This window comes from Vibrio cyclitrophicus (assembly GCA_023206055.1).
GTDB classification, from domain to species: Bacteria; Pseudomonadota; Gammaproteobacteria; order Enterobacterales; family Vibrionaceae; genus Vibrio; species Vibrio cyclitrophicus_A.
The window spans coordinates 416,953-435,651 of sequence record CP065366.1 but is presented as its reverse complement, the minus strand read 5'-3'; the positions used below and the strand labels follow the sequence as shown (position 1 = coordinate 435,651).

The 18,699-nt window shown below is 43.9% G+C and carries 14 protein-coding genes; 4 read left to right on the top strand and 10 right to left on the bottom strand.

Annotated elements, in window-relative coordinates; all coding sequences use genetic code 11:
- Positions 1-3 precede the first annotated feature (3 nt).
- The 10 genes from ITG09_02010 to ITG09_01965 all read right to left on the bottom strand — a co-directional run bounded on the left by ITG09_02010 (position 4) and on the right by ITG09_01965 (position 11,820).
- Entirely contained in the window at positions 4-1,227 is a 1,224-nt protein-coding gene (locus tag ITG09_02010) for a type II secretion system F family protein (GenBank protein ID UPR52447.1), read from the bottom strand.
- 12 nt (positions 1,228-1,239) lie between these two features.
- Complete coding sequence (tadA, locus tag ITG09_02005) at positions 1,240-2,964, bottom strand: Flp pilus assembly complex ATPase component TadA (protein ID UPR52446.1); 1,725 nt, start codon at positions 2,962-2,964, stop codon at positions 1,240-1,242.
- On the bottom strand, positions 2,954-4,120 hold the full coding sequence (locus tag ITG09_02000) for an MSHA biogenesis protein MshN (protein ID UPR52445.1): 1,167 nt from the start codon (positions 4,118-4,120) through the stop codon (positions 2,954-2,956). The genes tadA and ITG09_02000 overlap by 11 nt, the downstream gene beginning before the upstream one ends.
- Positions 4,121-4,122: 2 nt before the next feature.
- Entirely contained in the window at positions 4,123-4,962 is an 840-nt protein-coding gene (locus ITG09_01995; GenBank protein ID UPR52444.1) for an ExeA family protein, read from the bottom strand.
- A 53-nt stretch (positions 4,963-5,015) separates the two neighbouring features.
- Positions 5,016-6,653: a pilus (MSHA type) biogenesis protein MshL gene (gene mshL / locus ITG09_01990; protein ID UPR52443.1), complete on the bottom strand. Its 1,638-nt coding sequence runs from the start codon at positions 6,651-6,653 to the stop codon at positions 5,016-5,018.
- A 15-nt stretch (positions 6,654-6,668) separates the two neighbouring features.
- Positions 6,669-7,001 (bottom strand): MSHA biogenesis protein MshK, encoded by a 333-nt coding sequence (locus ITG09_01985; GenBank protein UPR52442.1) that lies wholly within the window; start codon positions 6,999-7,001, stop codon positions 6,669-6,671.
- Positions 6,994-7,641 (bottom strand): type 4a pilus biogenesis protein PilO, encoded by a 648-nt coding sequence (gene pilO, locus ITG09_01980; protein ID UPR52441.1) that lies wholly within the window; start codon positions 7,639-7,641, stop codon positions 6,994-6,996. The genes ITG09_01985 and pilO overlap by 8 nt, the downstream gene beginning before the upstream one ends.
- On the bottom strand, positions 7,641-9,083 hold the full coding sequence (locus ITG09_01975; protein ID UPR52440.1) for an MSHA biogenesis protein MshI: 1,443 nt from the start codon (positions 9,081-9,083) through the stop codon (positions 7,641-7,643). Before ITG09_01975 ends, pilO begins: the two co-directional genes overlap by 1 nt.
- Positions 9,084-9,085: 2 nt before the next feature.
- On the bottom strand, positions 9,086-11,101 hold the full coding sequence (gene csrD, locus ITG09_01970; protein UPR52439.1) for an RNase E specificity factor CsrD: 2,016 nt from the start codon (positions 11,099-11,101) through the stop codon (positions 9,086-9,088).
- A gap of 161 nt (positions 11,102-11,262) precedes the next feature.
- A complete protein-coding gene (locus tag ITG09_01965; GenBank protein ID UPR52438.1) occupies positions 11,263-11,820 on the bottom strand; it encodes a single-stranded DNA-binding protein in 558 nt (185 codons plus the stop codon).
- Positions 11,821-12,098: 278 nt separating this feature from the next.
- On the opposite strand from ITG09_01965, the gene ITG09_01960 reads away from it, so the two are divergent.
- The 4 genes from ITG09_01960 to ITG09_01945 all read left to right on the top strand — a co-directional run bounded on the left by ITG09_01960 (position 12,099) and on the right by ITG09_01945 (position 18,617).
- Entirely contained in the window at positions 12,099-12,746 is a 648-nt protein-coding gene (locus ITG09_01960; protein ID UPR52437.1) for a DNA-binding response regulator, read from the top strand.
- Between the two features lie 157 nt (positions 12,747-12,903).
- Positions 12,904-13,776 carry a UTP--glucose-1-phosphate uridylyltransferase GalU gene (galU, locus tag ITG09_01955; protein UPR52436.1) on the top strand — a complete coding sequence of 291 codons (873 nt, stop codon included), beginning with the start codon at positions 12,904-12,906 and terminating at the stop codon, positions 13,774-13,776.
- 149 nt (positions 13,777-13,925) lie between these two features.
- The gene (gene uvrA / locus ITG09_01950) at positions 13,926-16,757 is read left to right on the top strand and encodes an excinuclease ABC subunit UvrA (GenBank protein ID UPR52435.1); all 2,832 of its coding nucleotides are present in this window, start codon (positions 13,926-13,928) and stop codon (positions 16,755-16,757) included.
- Positions 16,758-16,853: 96 nt separating this feature from the next.
- A complete protein-coding gene (locus ITG09_01945; GenBank protein ID UPR52434.1) occupies positions 16,854-18,617 on the top strand; it encodes a PglL family O-oligosaccharyltransferase in 1,764 nt (587 codons plus the stop codon).
- Positions 18,618-18,699 lie beyond the last annotated feature (82 nt).

Sequence of the window (18,699 nt, the reverse complement as noted above, 5' to 3'; positions counted from 1 at the left end):
TCCCTAACCTTTAATTGCATCCAACATTCCCCACATCGGCAAGAAAATACCTAGCGCTAAAATCAGCACCATACCCGCAACGATGGTTAACAAAATGGGTTCAATTCTGGCGGTTAAAGTTTTCAGATCATAATCGACTTCGCGGTCATAAAAATCGGCCACTTCAAGCAATAGCTCATCAATACGGCCCGTCTCTTCACCGACAGAGATCATTTGTATCACCAGCGGTGTGAAAATTTCGCTGTTAATCGCGGTCGACGAAACCGTGCTACCAGCTTCAATGGCCGACTTCATCGCTTGAACTCGCAACTCAAGAAAACGGTTATCTAAGGCTTCCGCCGATAGCGCTAGCGACTGGTTCAGTGGCACACCGGCTTTTAGCATCAACGCGAATGTACGTGAGAAACGAGACAGTAAAGCTCGGTTAACAACGCCACCAATTATAGGTATTTTTAAGCGTAATCGATCCCACTTTTCCAAGCCTTTATCTGTCTTAACCCAGGCTTTAAAAGCAAAGATAAGACCAAAGATCACACCAAGCATTAAGCCCCAATAATTCACAAAGAACTCAGACATACCAATCAAGATACGAGTTGGGAGCGGCAAGTCGACACCAAAGCGCGCAAACATGCTTGAGAACTGTGGAATAACCTTGATGTTAAGAATGAACATCGCAATCAAAATAAAGCTGATCACGAACGTTGGATAACGCATCGCCGTCTTGATTCGTTTACGAGTCTCAACTTCCTGTTCGTAGTATCCAGCTAATTGCAGCAAAGCCTGATCTAGACGACCTGTGTTTTCACCAACGCTGATCATCGATACAAACAACGAGCTAAATACCTTAGGATGCATCTGCATAGATGCCGCTAACCCACGGCCATTGGTTAGCTCAGCAACCACTTCTTCTAAGGCTGCTTTCAACTGCTTATTCTCACAATTTTGAGTCAGACCTTTCATCGACCTCAGAAGCGGCACGCCAGCTTTGGTTAGGCTGTATAGCTGTCGACAAAATAGAACTAAGATTTCAAGCGGAACATTCGGCGAGAACAAACTCGACACATCCATATCTAAGACTGAGTCACCACTTTTACCCAGTTTGATAGAGGTTGGAATGATCCCTTTGTTCATCAAGCTTTCAGCCGCAAGATCTTCGTTATTCGCGTCTAATTGCCCACTTACTTGGCTACCATCAGAGCTGCGACCTACATAACGATACGTTGGCATACTAGTCTACCCTTACAGATAAATTGGATCGGTTGCACCGGAGGCGTCACCTTCACCAAGATGCATGATCTCATCGAGGCTCACAACACCTTGCAAAGCCAGTTCCATTGCAGAAGCCAATAACGGTTTGTAATTGTCAGACTGTCTGGCTGTTTGGGCAAAACCAACCGCATCATTCGCTCTCAGTGCATCCATCATGTTTTGCTCTAGCTCTAGCATTTCAAAAACACCAATACGCCCACGGTAGCCGGTTAAGTTACAGTTCTGGCAACCACGCCCTTTCATAAATGGCACGCCTACCTGATTTGGGAAGCGAACGCTCAACCATTGTTTGCGAGGTTCATCTAGCTCATCTTCAACTTTACAGTCAGTACATACTTTACGAACCAATCGCTGAGCGACTACCGCTCGAACTGCGCTCGCGACCAAGTAACCTGGAGCGCCCATATCCATCATACGCAGTGCACTATCTACTGCATCGTTGGTATGGAGCGTACTTAATACTAAGTGACCCGTCAGTGCCGCCCTTAGGCCAATTTCAACCGTTTCGTGGTCACGCATCTCACCAATAAGGATGATATCGGGATCCTGACGCAGAAAGGTTCTCAAGATAGTAGAGAAATCGAGGTTGATCTTAGGGTTTACCTGAACTTGGTTAACACGAGGAAGTCGGTATTCCACCGGGTCTTCCGCTGTAATAATTTTCTTACCCGGTTCGTTCAATTCACTTAACGCACCGTACAAAGTAGTGGTTTTACCTGAACCTGTAGGCCCAGTAACCAAGATCATTCCATGTGGGCGGCGCAGTTGTTTGCGCAGACGAACCAGCAGATCGCTCGGTATACCCGACGCTTCTAATTTACGTAAACCGGCTGATTGGTTAAGCAGACGCATCACCACAGACTCACCGTGCTGCACCGGCATGGTAGACATACGAATATCAACTGACTGACCTTTAGCACGGATATTAAAGCGACCATCTTGAGGCAGACGTTTCTCTGAGATATCGAGGTTTGCCATCAGCTTTAATCGCAGTACAAGTGCAGAAGCAATATTCACTTCATTTAGCAAGGTTTCATGCAGCACACCATCAATACGCTGACGCAAACGCAGAACATTGGAGTCTGGTTCGATATGGATATCGGAAGCGCCGACTTGAATGGCATCTTCAAACAACGAATTGATAAGTTTAACAACCGTAACTTCGTCGCTGTCTTCACCTGCGATATCAAAATCAAAGGCATCATTAACTTGGTGCTCGGCATGCAGCTGCTCGGCAAAAGAGGCGATCTCTTTGGTTCGACGGTAATAACGGTCAAAACCATCGACTAACTGTCTCTCTTGAGCGACGACAAATTCAAGTGCGTAATCGCCTAATTGGCCAAGTAATGATTCCTGAGCAAACAGATCGGCAGGATCACTCATTGCAACACGCAAGGTATCGCCTTGGCGACCAATCACCAAAGCACGAAGACGACGAGCATGTACTTCAGGTAAAAGCTGCACCGCTTCAACATCGACAACTGCTCGGCTTAAATCAATAAGAGGAATAGCAAGCTGTTGCGATAGAAAGCTCAGCATTTGCTGCTCAGATAAGAAGCCAAGCTCAATCAGCGCATCACCTAGCTTACGGCCGGTACTTTTCTGAGCGGCTAGAGCTTGTTCTACTTGAGCCTCGGTAATAATGCCTTCTTCTACAAGCAAATCACCCAATCGCTTTCTTAATCTAATTTGCATCGTCACTCTCCTCTAAGGCATCGAGTATTTTTAACCGGTCACGCACAAAGTTTTGCGATTGAGATGAGATTCCAACTCTGGTTAAGGCACCTTGGTATGATGCTTTAGCGGCAGTGAAATCAAGCTGTCGTTCTTGCTGAATCGCCAGACCTAGCCACCAGCGTGCATTATCAGAATCAACATCGACCAACTTTTTGTAGCTCTCTAATGCAATCTCTTCTTGCTGCGATTTTTGGCTCAACGCCGCACGCATGGCTAGATAATCTTTGGTTGGGTTTGGCGGTAAATGGACTAATGGGCTCAATGCGGCTTCTGCTTGATTTGCTTTGACTAGCAGTTTTGATAAACCCAGTCGCAGCTTTTCACTATTGGTATTAAGTTTGATACCTGATTGATAAAGTTCGTAAGCCTTACGAGTGTCACCTTTCCCAAAATAGAGAATCGCGAGTTTCTGGCGAACGTCCTCATTTCTAGGGGCATATCGAAGTGCTTCTGTATAACCTTTCAACGCACCAGTAAGATCGTTCGCATCAAGCGCTTTCTGAGCACGACCTTGTGCATTGGCTGATAGTTGATCAGACGTTAGCTCCACCTGTTCAATCAACATTCCGTTATTTTCTGAACCTTCAGAAATTGCGACTTCATTAGAGATAGCAACAGGCTCTTTTTTTGTCACACTAGCAACGTAAATCGGTTGGGGATTTTCAGCCTTAATCGTTTTAGGCGCGCTTAGAGGTTTAGCTGGTGTTGTTTCTGTTGGGGCAGACATAACAACTGATTCGGAAACATCGGGCTTAGCTTGAACGCTTTTTACCATTACTGTGTTTTCTGTTGAAAGGCTTGCAGAGTCTAGCGTCACTAATTTCTTGGTTGGCGATGAGGTAGGTTGAGCGGTTTCCTGAATGCCATTTGAATCATCAACGACAGAGACTTGAACCTGTAAATCTCGAGTTGAGATTGACTGTTCAACAATAGACTGCTCAATCACTGGACCTTGCGATATCGCCCAGCCTCCCATCGCTAAGCTCAAAGTAAACCCCGTAACAACCCAAACTAGTGGGGAACGCGTTTTTACTTTGGGTACCACTGCTGCTTCAATCGAAGTCGCTGATTTTTTCTTTGCCAATTCAGACAAGGCGTTGTTAATGACGCTCATAATTAATTCCAACCCCACAGTATTGGCGTTTTAAATTTAGGCTTACATACATCGTACGTTTCATGCATGGCTGAAAACAGATGTTGGTTGTCGATACTTTTCTTATCTTCACTAAACGAAAGCAATAGAGCCTTGTGGCAAAGTTGGTTTATCAATCTAGGGATACCTAACGACGAACGACAGATCGCCTTTTTTTGATTCAAGCTGAACAACTCAGGATGACCACCAGATTTAGCAATTCGATTATCGATATACGCCACCGTTTCATCGAGAGTCAGTGGTCTTAGTGTTGAACTAAATGTGATTCTTTGGCGAAACTGCCTTAGGTGGTAAGCCTCTAATCGAGCATCCAATTCGGGTTGCCCTAATAAGACAATCTGCAGCAGTTTTTTATCTTCCGTTTCAAGATTACCAAACAACCTTAATGTTTCGAGAGCTTCATCCGATAGAGCCTGAGCTTCATCAATAATGGCCACCACTCTTAAACCAGAATTGTGCAACTCAATGAGCTTATGCTGAATGTTATCAACCAAGGTTGCTTCATTATCGACAGTTAAACCAAGTTCTGTAGCAACAGCCTGGCGCAAGTCAGCCCCTGATAGCACAGGGTTTGGTAAGTAAATCAAGGCTGTACAGTCATGTAGATGATTGACCAACATCCGGCAAACCATGGTTTTTCCAGTACCGACCTCTCCGGTCACCTTAATCACGCCCTCGCCCATTTCCAACGCCGAGATTACCGTCTGAATAGCTTCGAAATGAGGCGCTAAACCATAAAAGAAATCGGTATTCGGCGTTAAAGTAAATGGCAGTTGTTCAAAACCAAAGTGAGCTTGATACATACGACGACCTAGCTTAGTGAGACACTGCCACTCTATATAGAGAAAATAAGCAATTACTCTTCATCAGGGAACCACTGCTGAAGAAGATCACGTGAACGCTCCAACTCATTTTGCCAAGTATTCACACCCACGATCGTTGGCTTAAGCAAGATCACGAGCTCAGTTTTTTGCGTTAACTGATTAGTATTACGGAATAAATGACCTAAGGCTGGAATATCACCAAGGAATGGAACTTTAGACGTCACATCAGTGGTGTTGGATTTCATCAAACCACCAATAACGACCACATCACCGTCTCGTGCTCGAATCACTGAGTCAGATTCACGAATAGAGCTTTTCGCCAAAGGAAGTTGCACTATGCCTGTTGTTGAGCCTAGGTTTAGCTCTTTCACTTCTTCCTCCACCTCAATAACGGCAGGGTGAACATGTAAGAACACGCTGCCTTTATCGTCTATCTGAGGGGTCACATCTAAAGAGATACCAGAGAAAAACGGCGTTAACTCAACCTCAGGCGCAACATTAGCATTGTCACCACTGCCTACCGCGCTTGATAAATCCGTCACGTAGTATTCGTCTGTACCAACCTTGATCACCGCTTTCTGGTTGTTTGCAGCCGTTACGCGTGGGCTAGAGAGAACATTGAGATCACCTTGAGTATCCATAAAGCTCAATACCGCTTCAAAGCTACCGTCTGAAATCGTTACGTTGGTTTGTCCGCCTAACAAAGAGCTGATTGCATCCAATGGAGGCAATGTTCCACCAGGTCGGTCAATAACCACACCTCCACTGCCAATCGACTTAGATAAATTCGACCAGCTAATACCTTGCTGGTAACCATCACTCAGGGTGACTTCCATGATTTTGGCTTCCAAGATAACTTGGCGTTGCAGACGTTTCTGAGAAATACCTAAAAACTCTCGAACTTCACGAATTTCATCAGGATAAGCGCGTACCGTAATCACACTGGCTTGTGGGGTAACCACAACACTTTGCCCATCGCCCGAACCAATTAAGTGAGCAACCGCCGCTTCAAGCTGTGGCCAAAAATCACTTTCAGAGGTCGTTTCAATCTCAGTGCCACCATTTGAAGTTGAATTTGAGTTATTTGAAGAATTAGATGAGTTCGACGAGTTAGAGTCTGAGCTTGAAGAGCTCGACGAGCTATTATCTGAGTTAGAGATCGTTCCTGTAGTGATCGTCGTGAGTGAGCGACCAGAACGCTTAACTTGTAAGTAATCGACAGGGATCGTTACGGTGCGAAGACCAGCAGGATAAACTTGAATCACTTTGCCACGCTTTTCAATATCGTAGCCATACATATCTTGAGCAACAGCCAGTACCTCATCTAACGTCACGTCCGTTAGATTAAGCGTAAGGTTTCCAGACACACTTGGGTGAATAGCCGCACTATACTCCGTACCTTTCACTAAGCTGGCAAAAAAGGTTCTCGCTTCCACACCTTTTGCCTGAATACGAAAACGCTTAACGGTTTCCATACCTGGAGACATCGAGTCAGAATTAAGCTGAGGCATAAGGTCATCTTGAACCGACGAAGGCAGCTCATGAAGCGCTCTGCTATTGGTTTCATTAATTGATTCGTTTAAAGACTCTTTAATTTCTACAGGATCTCTATGCCCCATAGAACAGCCGACTAAAGATGACACTAGAATTGCTACTACAAGTTTACGCATGTCTTCACTCTAACCTTAATTATTCTTAACATCTAAAGAGAACATCTCTAATTTCCACTGCTTAGAGCTTCTCTGCAGAGTGACGTATTCTGGATCAATGTTCTTAACTCGATACCCTCTGATCGTTTCTCCTTGTCCGAGAATCTGACCATTCATAATCGCATAGCAAGGCGTATCTCCCTTACACACGATGCTTTCTAAAGAAGGTAAGCGATAACGAGTTGGTGCTTTCTTAGCAGGCGCAGTTTTCTGTTGAGGTGAAAGCCAACCTAATGGCGCCGTTGGATCTTGCTCAGCCCACACAAAGGAACTACTCAATAGCAAGGACAACAAAAGAGTTCTAACCACCGATAAACTCCTGTCTGGTACCTAATGTGTAAACCTCGAACACCAGTCGAGCTTTGGGATACTCTTCGACTGAGTATTCAAATGTGCGCCAGTAGTAGCTCACAGGCAGAGACTCAAGTGCTTGAAGGTAAGCTGAGATATCAAAGTAACTGCCGGTCAACTCCATTCTTACAGGGTGAAGAAAGTAGCCTGAATATTCACTGGTCTCTTTATTGTTCGAAATCGCTTCTGGTTTTAATGACTCTAGCGACTCAAGCTTTAGTCCATTACCGGCGTTAAGAACACTCTCCAGTAACTGTGACATTTGAGAAGGCGTGATTAATCCATCGACAATCTGAGAAAGCTGAAGTGAGAGATCTTGACTCTCCACCAGCAGCTTTTTGTACTCTCGATTAATTTCTTTGTCTGGATCTTTGTTTAATTTAGCTTGCAGAACAAGTAACTCACCTTGTTGCCTTTGGTTTGATTGAGTCAGACTCGTCGCCTTGGCATTTTTCGCTTGTAGGTCGAGATACGCTGGCTCAACTAATAAGGTGAACAACAACATGGATAGGCCAATAAAACCACACACGAAAAGTAGCCATTTTTCTCTTTGACTTAATGCAAGAAACTTATCGTTCAGTTGGTTCCACTGATGCATTATTTACTCTCCCGACGAGTACTTAGTTCGAACGTCACCACATCCTGATCATTACGACCAATTTTTAGTTTTTCAAAAGTGCGTCCGACTAAATTAAGCTCACTTTTGAACTGACCAATCCAGTTAGGAACGACATTTGCGTTACGAGCCAAGCCACTAAGATCTAACGTATCGTGTGTCATGTAGATGTGCGAAAGAGAGATGTCATTTCGGCCTAATTTAGCTAAGGAATTCATGACGCCAGAATACCCGACTTGTTGGGATTCGTCGTATTGTCCAACAGCCTTCAAAGCCTCTTTTTTAGCCTCAGTCTCACGTTTGAGACGCGCAACAGCCGCGACTTTCTCTGGAGACGGTTTATGTTGAGTTAACTTACTATTCAATTGGTTAACTTGCTTGTTAAGTTGATTCGAGTCTTGTTGCAGGGCTGTTAGATTTTCATCTAGATTAGAAACTTGATACTGCATCGCGAAATAACCACCAAGCAGCAAAACACAAACTAGCCCCCAACTCGCAACAACATTGGTCAGCGTAAAATATTCTTTTTTAGGCTTAAGGTGTTCTGGGTAAAGATTGACCTTAAAAGTCTCTTTTTCAGCGGCGAGTTTAACCAACAAACTCTCTGAATTATCACGCTCACCTTCAACCAACAATGAAACTGTCGAGCTCAATGTACTATTTAAGGCACTTTGTAACTCAGCTTCATCTTCTTCATCACAACAGATTTTAAGCTGATGAAGCTGAGTACCTTTAATTTGCGAAGAAAGGTAATCAATCGAGCGTTGAAGCTCTAACGCGAGTCCATCTAACTGCAGAGCACTTGATGCAACGCCCGTTAAAGGAGGAACAACACTGCGGATTGTTCTTTGAAAACAAACGGTATTTTCGACAAACGCACCCAACTTAAAGTGTGAATTGACGCTACGTTGTAGAAGAATGAAATTAGACAGCTCGCCTGCACTGTAACCCCAGATTTCATCTTCAGGAGCAACGCCTACTAATTCAACCTGAGCAGAGTTAGCTATATTCAAAAGCTTGTCTAACAGCTTTTTAGGCAAAACGTATACTTGCAGCTTGTTCGAGGTCGGTAACGCGACTGCACTCGCGGTAATTTCAGTGACTCTTTCTGAAACAAGATCTTTGAGTAAAAAAGGCAGTGCTACCGACCATTCATTCTCAGGAATGTCCGGTTTATCAATTTGGTATGTTTGGTAGTAGTTTGCACAGACAATCAGTTGGAGGCTATTACTGGTAAACGCCTCACTGCTAAGCGATTTTTTTAGTGCACTCTCCCAATCCCCATTCACCACGGAAATACTGGTTACTTGAGGTTCTTGTTCTGTCGATGAAATATAAATGGCATCATTGCCCAACAGGACAACTTGCGAGCTACCTTTATTATTCGTTGGCTTTATCTTGTCTAAAATCGCTTTAAAATTCATTCTTAACTACTACTCTTACGCCATCGATTTCTTCGTCCAACTTTGACAACAGATTCCGCTTTCGCGGCCTTTTCACCTTGATTAGGCAAAGGGATAATTTGTTGCTCTTCGTCGAAATACCTCCCTTGATAGCCGTTAATGCCTAACTCTATCAAGGTGTTTTTTTCTTGTTTTGTCTCGACTCCAACGGCAATAACTTGAGTCGGAGAATCACCGCACGCCCCAATTAAACTTCGGACGAACAGTTGGTTCTCATGCCTTTGATCGATTTTCTTTATTAGGCTTCGATGAAGCTTAATATAATTAACCTTCAAGTCCTTTATATAGTGAGTGCTAACAATGGTTCGCCCGGCTTGGCCGACCACAACCTTACACCCTAAACCCCGCAGCATCTTTGCCACCGGTCTCATATAATCAAGATGAGCGATCAAGTGCCCTTCTGGAAACTCAAACGCAAGCTGAGAGCGGTGTTGAGCAGAGAGCTGTAGCAGCTCACTCCTAAACCACTTAAAGTGCTGTTTATTAGCAAATGGGGTAACATTCAGGTTCACCGAATAGTTAATCGATTGAGTTGACTCTTTCAGAGATTTCAACACAACCTTTAGAACCGATTGGTCCATTTGAGCTTGGTAACCCACTTGCTCTACCGCAGGCATAAATCGAGACGATTTCAATAAACCTTTGTCAGGATCCTGAATTCTAGTAAATATTTCTCTATGTAATTCATTAGCTTGACCAGATTCCAGCATAAGATAACATCGCTGAGCAAAGATTACTAAATTTTCAGGAAGCAGCGCTTTATCAAGCAATGTCCTCCAACGAACACTGCCTCTATCAAGCTCATTCTTATTCTCTTTCGGGTAACGGCTCCAGTTATTAATACGTTCTAACTGAGCACTCTTTAATGCCGTTTCCGTTTCATCCATGATCTGGCTGTGACGCTCACCTTCGGTATACATGGTCACACCGATATGACACCAGTTATCGGATTCCAAAGGCTCTGGCGGGGTTAGCTTATCTAACTGCCTTAAACACTGAGCGGCCAAGGTCGCAATATCCTTTGCGCCCTGATGAGGAATAAACACCGCAAAGTCGGCTTCATAATAACGAGAAAAAATGACATCGGGGTAACGCTGAACGATATTCGACAGTACTTCACCGACTTCAATAATAAAGCTGTCAGTGGTTTGCTTATCATTAGCATCACAAACTTGTTCCCACTCGTCGATACGTATTAGTAATACGCCACCTCGAGCACCACTTTCATGTAAGGCTGATTCAAGTTTGTTATCAAAGAGTACTCGATTGGCTGTGCCTGTGAGTTTATCTAGAAAAGTATGAGTGCGGATAAAAGTATCAAAGCGGCTTCTTTCTTGACGAGCATCTTTCAGCTCTTCTATCAATACATCTAAGGCTTCGCTTGCGGTATACGGCCATTCTCGCTCATCTCCTTTTGCATGAGCTTCAACTTGCCCCGCAAGGATCATTCTGCCTCGCTCTTCGAGCATTTCGGATCCCATCAATTGCTCTTTTAGCCATCGGACACCACGAGCAAGGCAGAAAAGGACCAATGCCACAGCCAAAGTAATTGACCACATTGCTTCCATTGAGTAGTTGTAGCCAATGTAAGGAGGAAGCGCTTTAAATTCGATTCGATAACCTTCATTACGCTCTAAAATGAAGCTTTTCTCATACAAGCGATTGGGATCAATTTGTGGGGAGGTATCTTTGAAACGATAGACGATGCCGGTCTTGTTCGAGAGTTTCATCTCAACAATATTGCTCGCCTGCAACATCTTAGGCATCCAGCGCTGCATTGAATACGCAGCGTCAGGGTCTTCCATCTCTTTATCTACAACGTCGACAATACCGACCAAATAATGGTCTAAATATTCCTGTCCAATACGCTTAAAAGAAAGTGTGCCACCAATAAAAAGAATGAACATAGCACTGATCACTATTACGGTGACAAACGCGACCAATCGAGTGCTCAATTTTAGTGTCGGGGTATATCTCATGAATAACGAAATCCTTTTCAACTCACATTATACCGTATTGCTACTTATACTATAAATTGACGTTGTAAACAAAGCGTTAAGAATTGTAGGTAACAAAAAGCCGCGATGAACGCGGCTTTTTCCAATTTGATACTGTCTTTATAATATATTAAAAACAGGGCCTAAAATGGGATGTCATCATCAAAATCCATCGGTGGCTCATTATATTGAGGTTGAGCCTGCTGAGGAGCTTGTTGAGGTGCTTTTGGCTGCTGTTGAGCAGGAGCACTGTATTGTTGTTGCTGTTGTTGTGGCTGCTGTGGCTGACCCCAACCACCTTGCTGTTGGTTGTTACCCATGCCACCTTGAGCAGGAGCACCACCTTGAGCACGGCCGCCAAGCATTTGCATTACACCGTTGAAGCCTTGAACAACCACTTCTGTTGTGTAGCGATCTTGACCGCTTTGATCTTGCCATTTACGAGTTTGAAGTTGACCTTCAATGTAAACTTGAGAACCTTTACGTAGGTACTCACCAGCAACTTCAGCTAGCTTGCCAAACAGAGCAACACGGTGCCATTCTGTTTTTTCACGCTGTTCGCCAGTTGCTTTATCACGCCATGACTCTGACGTTGCAATGGTAATGTTCGCTACCGCGCCGCCATTAGGCATGTAACGAATTTCAGGGTCATTACCTAGGTTACCCACTAATATAACTTTGTTAACTCCACGGCTAGCCATGATTTGCTCCGTCTAAATTCATAGTCTCAGAAAATTTTAGCGCACAAGAATAGCATGCTTTTCTGCAGTGATAAATCGCATTCCTATTCTCTCCTCACTACAAAGAATAAAAACGTAACAAATCATGATATTCAGAGCGATGTTGCTTTTTTCTCCACTTACAAACCACTCATTTACTTTGATAATTGATATTCAACGCAAGTCACTATTAATGCGCTAGAGAAGCGAAAGCCTGCATGACAACGTGGAATCTAATTCCCCCTAAACAGGACGTTTCAATGAGAAAATCTCGATACGCTCGCACTTTGCATTTTCTGTGCATCGATCCAAACGACACCTATCTACATGTAAAAGAGATAGAAAAACACTTATCTATTATTCTCTACCGCATGACGCCCGACGAATTAATGTTAGTTGATAGAAAGCAGAGCAACCGAATCTTGCTCGTCGATTACAAAGAGGTTCCACAACTACTGATTAATTGTCCTAACCTGACTGTTATGTGGAAAAACAATGAGATCATCGTATTCAATGTCCCTCAGCAACTTCCAACCTCAGAGCTTCTTACCTATGGGGTTCTAAAAGGGCTCTTTTACAATACCGAGCAAAAAGACAAGATTGCTCGTGGTCTTCAAGAAGTCATTGATGGCGATAACTGGCTGCCAAGAAAGGTAACCAATCAACTGCTGTTTTATTACCGCAATATGGTTAATACCAACACGACTCCAACCAATGTTGATTTAACCATTCGTGAGATCCAAGTGATTCGCTGCCTTCAATCAGGATCATCAAACACACAAATCGCCGATGATTTGTTTATTAGCGAGTTCACGGTTAAATCTCACCTTTATCAGATATTCCGTAAGTTGGCGGTCAAAAATAGGGTTCAAGCGATTGCATGGGCTAATCAGAACTTACTTGCATAATTGATCCGCCTCTTTAACTGACGATAATTTTGAGGGAAGCTCTAATAAACCATAAGCATTGTTGCTGAATTTTCGACATAACTTGTGCTAGAGTTGCCCTCAGAAATATCAACCACTCAGGTTGAATCAATAATTATTATAGATAAAGGGTCTTATCATGATCAAAAAGTGCCTTTTCCCGGCAGCTGGCTACGGTACACGTTTTTTACCTGCGACTAAGTCAATGCCCAAAGAAATGATGCCTGTAGTAAACAAACCTCTGATTGAATACGGTGTAGAGGAAGCTATCGAAGCTGGTATGGATGGAATGTGTATCGTTACTGGCCGTGGTAAGCACTCGATCATGGATCACTTTGATAAAAACTACGAACTTGAACACCAGATCAGCGGCACCAATAAAGAAGACCTATTGGTTAATATCCGTGAAACGATTGAAGCGGCAAACTTCACCTACATTCGCCAACGTGAAATGAAAGGCCTAGGTCATGCTATCTTGACTGGTCGCGAACTGGTAGGTGATGAACCATTCGCCGTTGTACTAGCTGATGACCTTTGTGTTAACGAGCAACAAGGCGTGCTGGCTCAAATGGTTGCACTATACAAGCAGTTCCGCTGTTCTATTGTCGCTGTACAAGAAGTTCCTGAAGAAGAGACTCATAAGTACGGTGTTATCTCTGGTGAAATGATTAAAGATGACCTTTTCCGTGTCGATGACATGGTAGAGAAGCCAGAGCAAGGCACTGCACCTAGCAACCTAGCGATCATTGGTCGTTATATTCTGACTCCAGATATCTTTGAATTGATCGAACAGACTGAACCAGGTAAAGGCGGCGAAATTCAGATTACCGATGCATTGCTTAAACAAGCAAAAGCTGGCTGTGTATTGGCTTACAAATTTAAAGGTCAACGTTTTGACTGTGGTAGTGTTGAAGGTTACATCGAAGCTACCAACTACTGCTTTGAGAACCTATACAAGAAAGATCAGCAGCAAGTCGAGCTAGGTAAACACTCGACACAAAAAGAAGCATAACGGCGGGTTAATAACTCGCGTTACTGATTTTAAAAAGGGCGGCTCTTTGAGTCGCCCTTTTTGTTTACTGTTTTTTTATCCAGTAAAACTTTGCACAAATCTCACTCTATGTAATACTTTAGCCACTTAAAATTACATGGTCTATTGAGATGGATAAAATAGAAATTAGAGGCGCTCGTACGCATAACCTCAAAGACATTAACCTAACCATACCTCGTGATAAGCTGACGGTTATCACCGGATTATCAGGTTCAGGGAAGTCATCACTTGCGTTTGATACCCTTTATGCCGAGGGGCAGCGTCGCTATGTTGAGTCTTTGTCAGCCTATGCTCGTCAATTTCTATCCCTTATGGAAAAGCCGGATGTTGACCACATTGAAGGTTTGTCTCCTGCTATCTCAATAGAACAAAAGTCGACCTCTCACAACCCTCGTTCAACGGTTGGCACCATCACTGAAGTCTATGATTACCTAAGACTCCTTTATGCTCGTGTTGGTGAGCCGCGCTGTCCTGATCACAATATCCCTCTTGCCGCGCAAACTATCAGTCAAATGGTAGACAAGGTACTAGAGTTACCTGCAGGCTCAAAAATGATGCTGCTAGCGCCGATCGTTAAAGAGCGTAAAGGTGAGCATGTTAAAACGCTTGCAAACTTAGCCGCTCAAGGCTTTATCCGCGCTCGAATTGATGGGGAAACCTGTGACTTGTCCGATCCACCAACCCTTGAACTGCACAAGAAGCACACCATAGAAGTTGTCGTTGATCGCTTTAAGGTCCGCCCAGATCTTCAACAGCGTTTAGCTGAATCGTTTGAGACAACATTAGAGCTATCTGGTGGCATCGCCGTAGTCGGTTGGATGGATGACGTAGAGCAAGAAGAAATCGTATTCTCTGCAAACTTCGCTTGCCCTAAGTGTGGCTATAGCATGCAGGAGCTTGAGCCTCGCCTGTTCTCATTCAATAACCCGGCAGGTGCTTGTGGTACGTGTGATGGACTTGGGGTTCAACAATATTTTGATCCAAGCCGAGTGATTTTAGATGAAAACCTAAGTATTGCAGAAGGTGCGATTAAAGGTTGGGACCAAAAGAACTACTACTATTTCCAGATGCTAACGTCGTTATCAGACCATTATGGTTTTGATCTGTATGCGCCATTTAATTCTCTACCTAAAAAGACTCAAGAGATCATTCTTAAGGGATCAGGTCGTACTGAAGTGGAATTCAAGTACATCAATGACCGAGGTGATATTCGAGTTAAGCGTCATCCATTCGAAGGGATTTTAAATACCTTAGAGCGCCGTTACCGCGATACTGAATCTAGCGCAGTACGTGAAGATCTTGCCAAATACATCTCAACAAAATCGTGTTCTAGCTGTGGTGGTACTCGCCTGAGATTAGAAGCGCGAAATGTTTTCATCGGTGATACAACACTACCAGAAATCGTTGAACTCAGCATTGCCGATGCACTGCAGTTTTTCCAAGAGTTGAAATTAGACGGTCAACGTGGGCAGATCGCCGATAAAGTAATGAAAGAGATCAATGATCGCCTGCATTTCTTGGTTAACGTTGGTTTGAACTACCTTAACCTATCACGCAGTGCAGAAACGCTGTCTGGTGGTGAAGCGCAAAGAATTCGTTTGGCGAGCCAAATAGGCGCAGGCTTGGTTGGTGTTATGTATGTACTGGATGAGCCATCGATTGGCCTCCACCAGCGTGATAATGAACGCCTACTGCAAACCTTGGTACACTTGAGAGACTTAGGCAATACGGTACTTGTAGTGGAACATGATGAAGACGCAATCCGTTGTGCTGACCATGTTATCGATATCGGTCCGGGTGCTGGCGTTCATGGTGGACACGTGGTTGCAGAAGGCACCATGCAAGACATCATCGAAAACCCGAACTCTTTAACCGGCCAATACCTAAGCGGTGCTAAAGAGATTGCAGTTCCTGAAAAGAGAACGCCTATCGACAAGAAAAAGGTCGTAGAAATCGTTGGCGCAACGGGGAACAACCTAAAGAATGTCACCGCGACAATTCCTGTTGGCTTGTTCAGTTGTATTACGGGTGTATCAGGTTCGGGTAAATCAACGCTTATCAACGATACCTTCTTTAAAGTCGCCCACACTCAATTAAACGGCGCTACGACGGCGGTTCCGGCACAGCACAAAAAGATTAAAGGGTTAGAGCATTTTGATAAGGTAATCGACATAGATCAAAGCCCTATCGGTCGTACACCAAGATCAAACCCTGCGACCTACACCGGTATTTTCACCCCTATCCGAGAATTATTCGCAGGCACTCAGGAATCACGTTCTCGTGGTTACAAGCCAGGTCGATTCAGTTTTAACGTTCGAGGTGGTCGTTGTGAGGCTTGTCAGGGCGATGGCGTAATCAAGGTAGAGATGCACTTCTTACCCGATGTATATGTGCCTTGTGATGTGTGTAAAGGTAAGCGTTATAACCGTGAAACTTTAGAAGTTCGCTACAAAGGCAAAACCATTGACGAAGTTCTAGAGATGACAGTGGAAGATGCTCGTGAATACTTCAACCCTGTTCCTGTTATCGCTCGTAAGCTGCAAACACTGATGGATGTTGGTCTTTCTTACATCCGTCTTGGGCAAGCAGCAACAACCTTATCCGGCGGTGAAGCACAACGTGTAAAACTTGCACGTGAACTATCTAAACGAGATACAGGAAAAACCTTATACATTCTAGATGAACCAACTACTGGCCTTCATTTCCATGATATTCAGCAGCTACTCACGGTTCTACACAGGCTACGTGATCACGGAAATACGGTTGTTGTGATTGAACACAACCTAGATGTCGTCAAAACCGCAGATTGGATCCTAGATTTAGGCCCCGAAGGTGGTCAAGGTGGTGGTGAGATTGTTGCAGAAGGTACACCTGAAGATGTGGCGTTAGTCGAAGGTTCACACACTGCTCGCTTCCTTAAGCCTATGTTAAATTTGAAGTAGGTGTAAAATAGCTCCCTGCGGGCAGACAGAAAAATGTTAAAGTAACAGAGCTTGTTTCAAAAGGAACAAGCTCTGTTTTTATAAGGTTAGGGATTTATGGCAACAATACATACTAGCGGTACCCAGCTAGAAAATCAGATAACTCAGCTACCACTAAATAAAGCCTTTCTCGCTTCTTTAGCTGTCGTATTCTTATTAGCTATGCATTTTTTCATGCCTAATCCTGGGGGCTCTGGCCTAGCTTTATCCTTTAACCCTATGACTTGGTTAGCACTAAGCTTTACGTTAGCGATTGGCTTTTATCAGCTAGCGACTAACCGAGTGCTCAAATATTCCAAGCTAACCGTTGGTTTACTGGTTAGCTGCATCATACTTACGCTACCCATCCTTTACAGCAACGCATCACCTCAAGGGGCATCAGGGCGCTTGCTTGGATTGTGGGCAGGCTTTGCGTTATTCGTCGTCCTCCAGCAATTTAAATTCAGCAATAAACACAAGCAACGTATATTGTGGTTCATTGTACTCGCTGTCGTCATTCAAGCGTTGTTTGGTTATGTACAATATTTTGCCTTAGAGCCAGGAAACCCATTTGGCTACAACACTGCAGCTAATCGACCTTACGGGATCTTCCAACAACCCAATGTTATGGCCAGCTTCCTAGCCACTGGCTTTGTGCTTTCTGCTTATCTTCTTGCGAGACAACCCGCGAAATATAACCACAAGATTAGCGAGTCGATTTTACTTTATTTAACTCCAACCTTAACCGTACCGCTATTAATTATTATTGCATCACGAACGGGTTGGTTGGCAGCGGTAATAGGGTTGATATGCATTCTGCCTTACCTATACAAATTTTCGACTAAGAAGCGATTTTACGGATGGTGTACGTCAGTAGTAGTCGGTATCGCTGTTGCGTTTACGGTTATTAACCTGAGCACAACGGATAGTCTCGCGAGCAAAAGAACCAATTTAGAAAGCCCAAGAGCCTATACCTTCCCACAAGCGTTAGACATGATGATAGAAAAGCCATTTACAGGTTATGGCTACGGGAAGTTTGAATCTGAATACACCTTATATACGGCTCGCCAACATCAACTTAACTCGAATTATCATCCCGGTCTTCCATCCATGGATCACCCTCACAATGAGTTTCTTTTTTGGGGCGTTGAGGGCGGGATAGTACCAATCATCGGTATATTGATTGCTGCGGTGCTGGTGATGTCACGTATAGCCAGTTCGGCTAAAGGAACTCGTCTAGCACTGCTCGCGCTATTTATACCCATACTCCTGCATTCTCAGCTCGAGTATCCATTTTACCACTCTGCAATTCACTGGATCACCTTTATCATTTTGATTTACTGGGTTGATCAACGCTCTTCTCGGCACTATCAACAGTCGTTTAGTATCGTCAGTAAAACCCTATTTAGAGTGTCGAGCTTAGTGATTCCGATCTTGGTGAGTTTCTATATGTTGAGCGCGCTGCATACCAATTATGTGCTGACTCAATTTGAACAATCTAAGCCGAAGAACCCAGATATTCTTAAGCAAGTGACGAACCCTGTAGCATGGAAAGATCGCTATGATTGGGATGTGTACAGCACGTATCTCAACATTGGGCTCTACAAAGCTGATCCGAGCCTTATTCAGCCTTATGTTGATTGGTCTTTGGAAATAATAAAGAACAAACCAAGACCCGCGTTCTACAGTAATTTGATTCTTGCTTATCAAGGGCTCGGAGAGGAAAGTAAAGCGGAACAAATCCGCAGCGAAGCGAAATTTTTGTTCCCTAACAGAGATTTTTCAAAGGTTCAGTATAAGAAAGTGTCACAGGCAGAAGATAACGTTTCGTCTGCTGAATAATGTTAAGAATTCGCAACGCAAGCACTATTTAGTAGGAGCTTAAGTTAGGCACAAAAAAAAGCGCACGATCTCTCGTGCGCTT

Coding starts and splice junctions, on each gene's coding strand:
- uvrA (UPR52435.1), top strand. CDS start 13,926: ATGGATAAAATAGAAATTAGAGGCGCTCGTACGCATAACCTCAAAGAC.
- ITG09_01960 (UPR52437.1), top strand. CDS start 12,099: ATGAGAAAATCTCGATACGCTCGCACTTTGCATTTTCTGTGCATCGAT.
- ITG09_01995 (UPR52444.1), bottom strand. CDS start 4,962: ATGTATCAAGCTCACTTTGGTTTTGAACAACTGCCATTTACTTTAACG.
- ITG09_01965 (UPR52438.1), bottom strand. CDS start 11,820: ATGGCTAGCCGTGGAGTTAACAAAGTTATATTAGTGGGTAACCTAGGT.
- ITG09_01975 (UPR52440.1), bottom strand. CDS start 9,083: ATGAATTTTAAAGCGATTTTAGACAAGATAAAGCCAACGAATAATAAA.
- galU (UPR52436.1), top strand. CDS start 12,904: ATGATCAAAAAGTGCCTTTTCCCGGCAGCTGGCTACGGTACACGTTTT.
- ITG09_01945 (UPR52434.1), top strand. CDS start 16,854: ATGGCAACAATACATACTAGCGGTACCCAGCTAGAAAATCAGATAACT.
- ITG09_02010 (UPR52447.1), bottom strand. CDS start 1,227: ATGCCAACGTATCGTTATGTAGGTCGCAGCTCTGATGGTAGCCAAGTA.
- mshL (UPR52443.1), bottom strand. CDS start 6,653: ATGCGTAAACTTGTAGTAGCAATTCTAGTGTCATCTTTAGTCGGCTGT.
- tadA (UPR52446.1), bottom strand. CDS start 2,964: ATGCAAATTAGATTAAGAAAGCGATTGGGTGATTTGCTTGTAGAAGAA.
- csrD (UPR52439.1), bottom strand. CDS start 11,101: ATGAGATATACCCCGACACTAAAATTGAGCACTCGATTGGTCGCGTTT.
- pilO (UPR52441.1), bottom strand. CDS start 7,641: ATGCATCAGTGGAACCAACTGAACGATAAGTTTCTTGCATTAAGTCAA.
- ITG09_02000 (UPR52445.1), bottom strand. CDS start 4,120: ATGAGCGTCATTAACAACGCCTTGTCTGAATTGGCAAAGAAAAAATCA.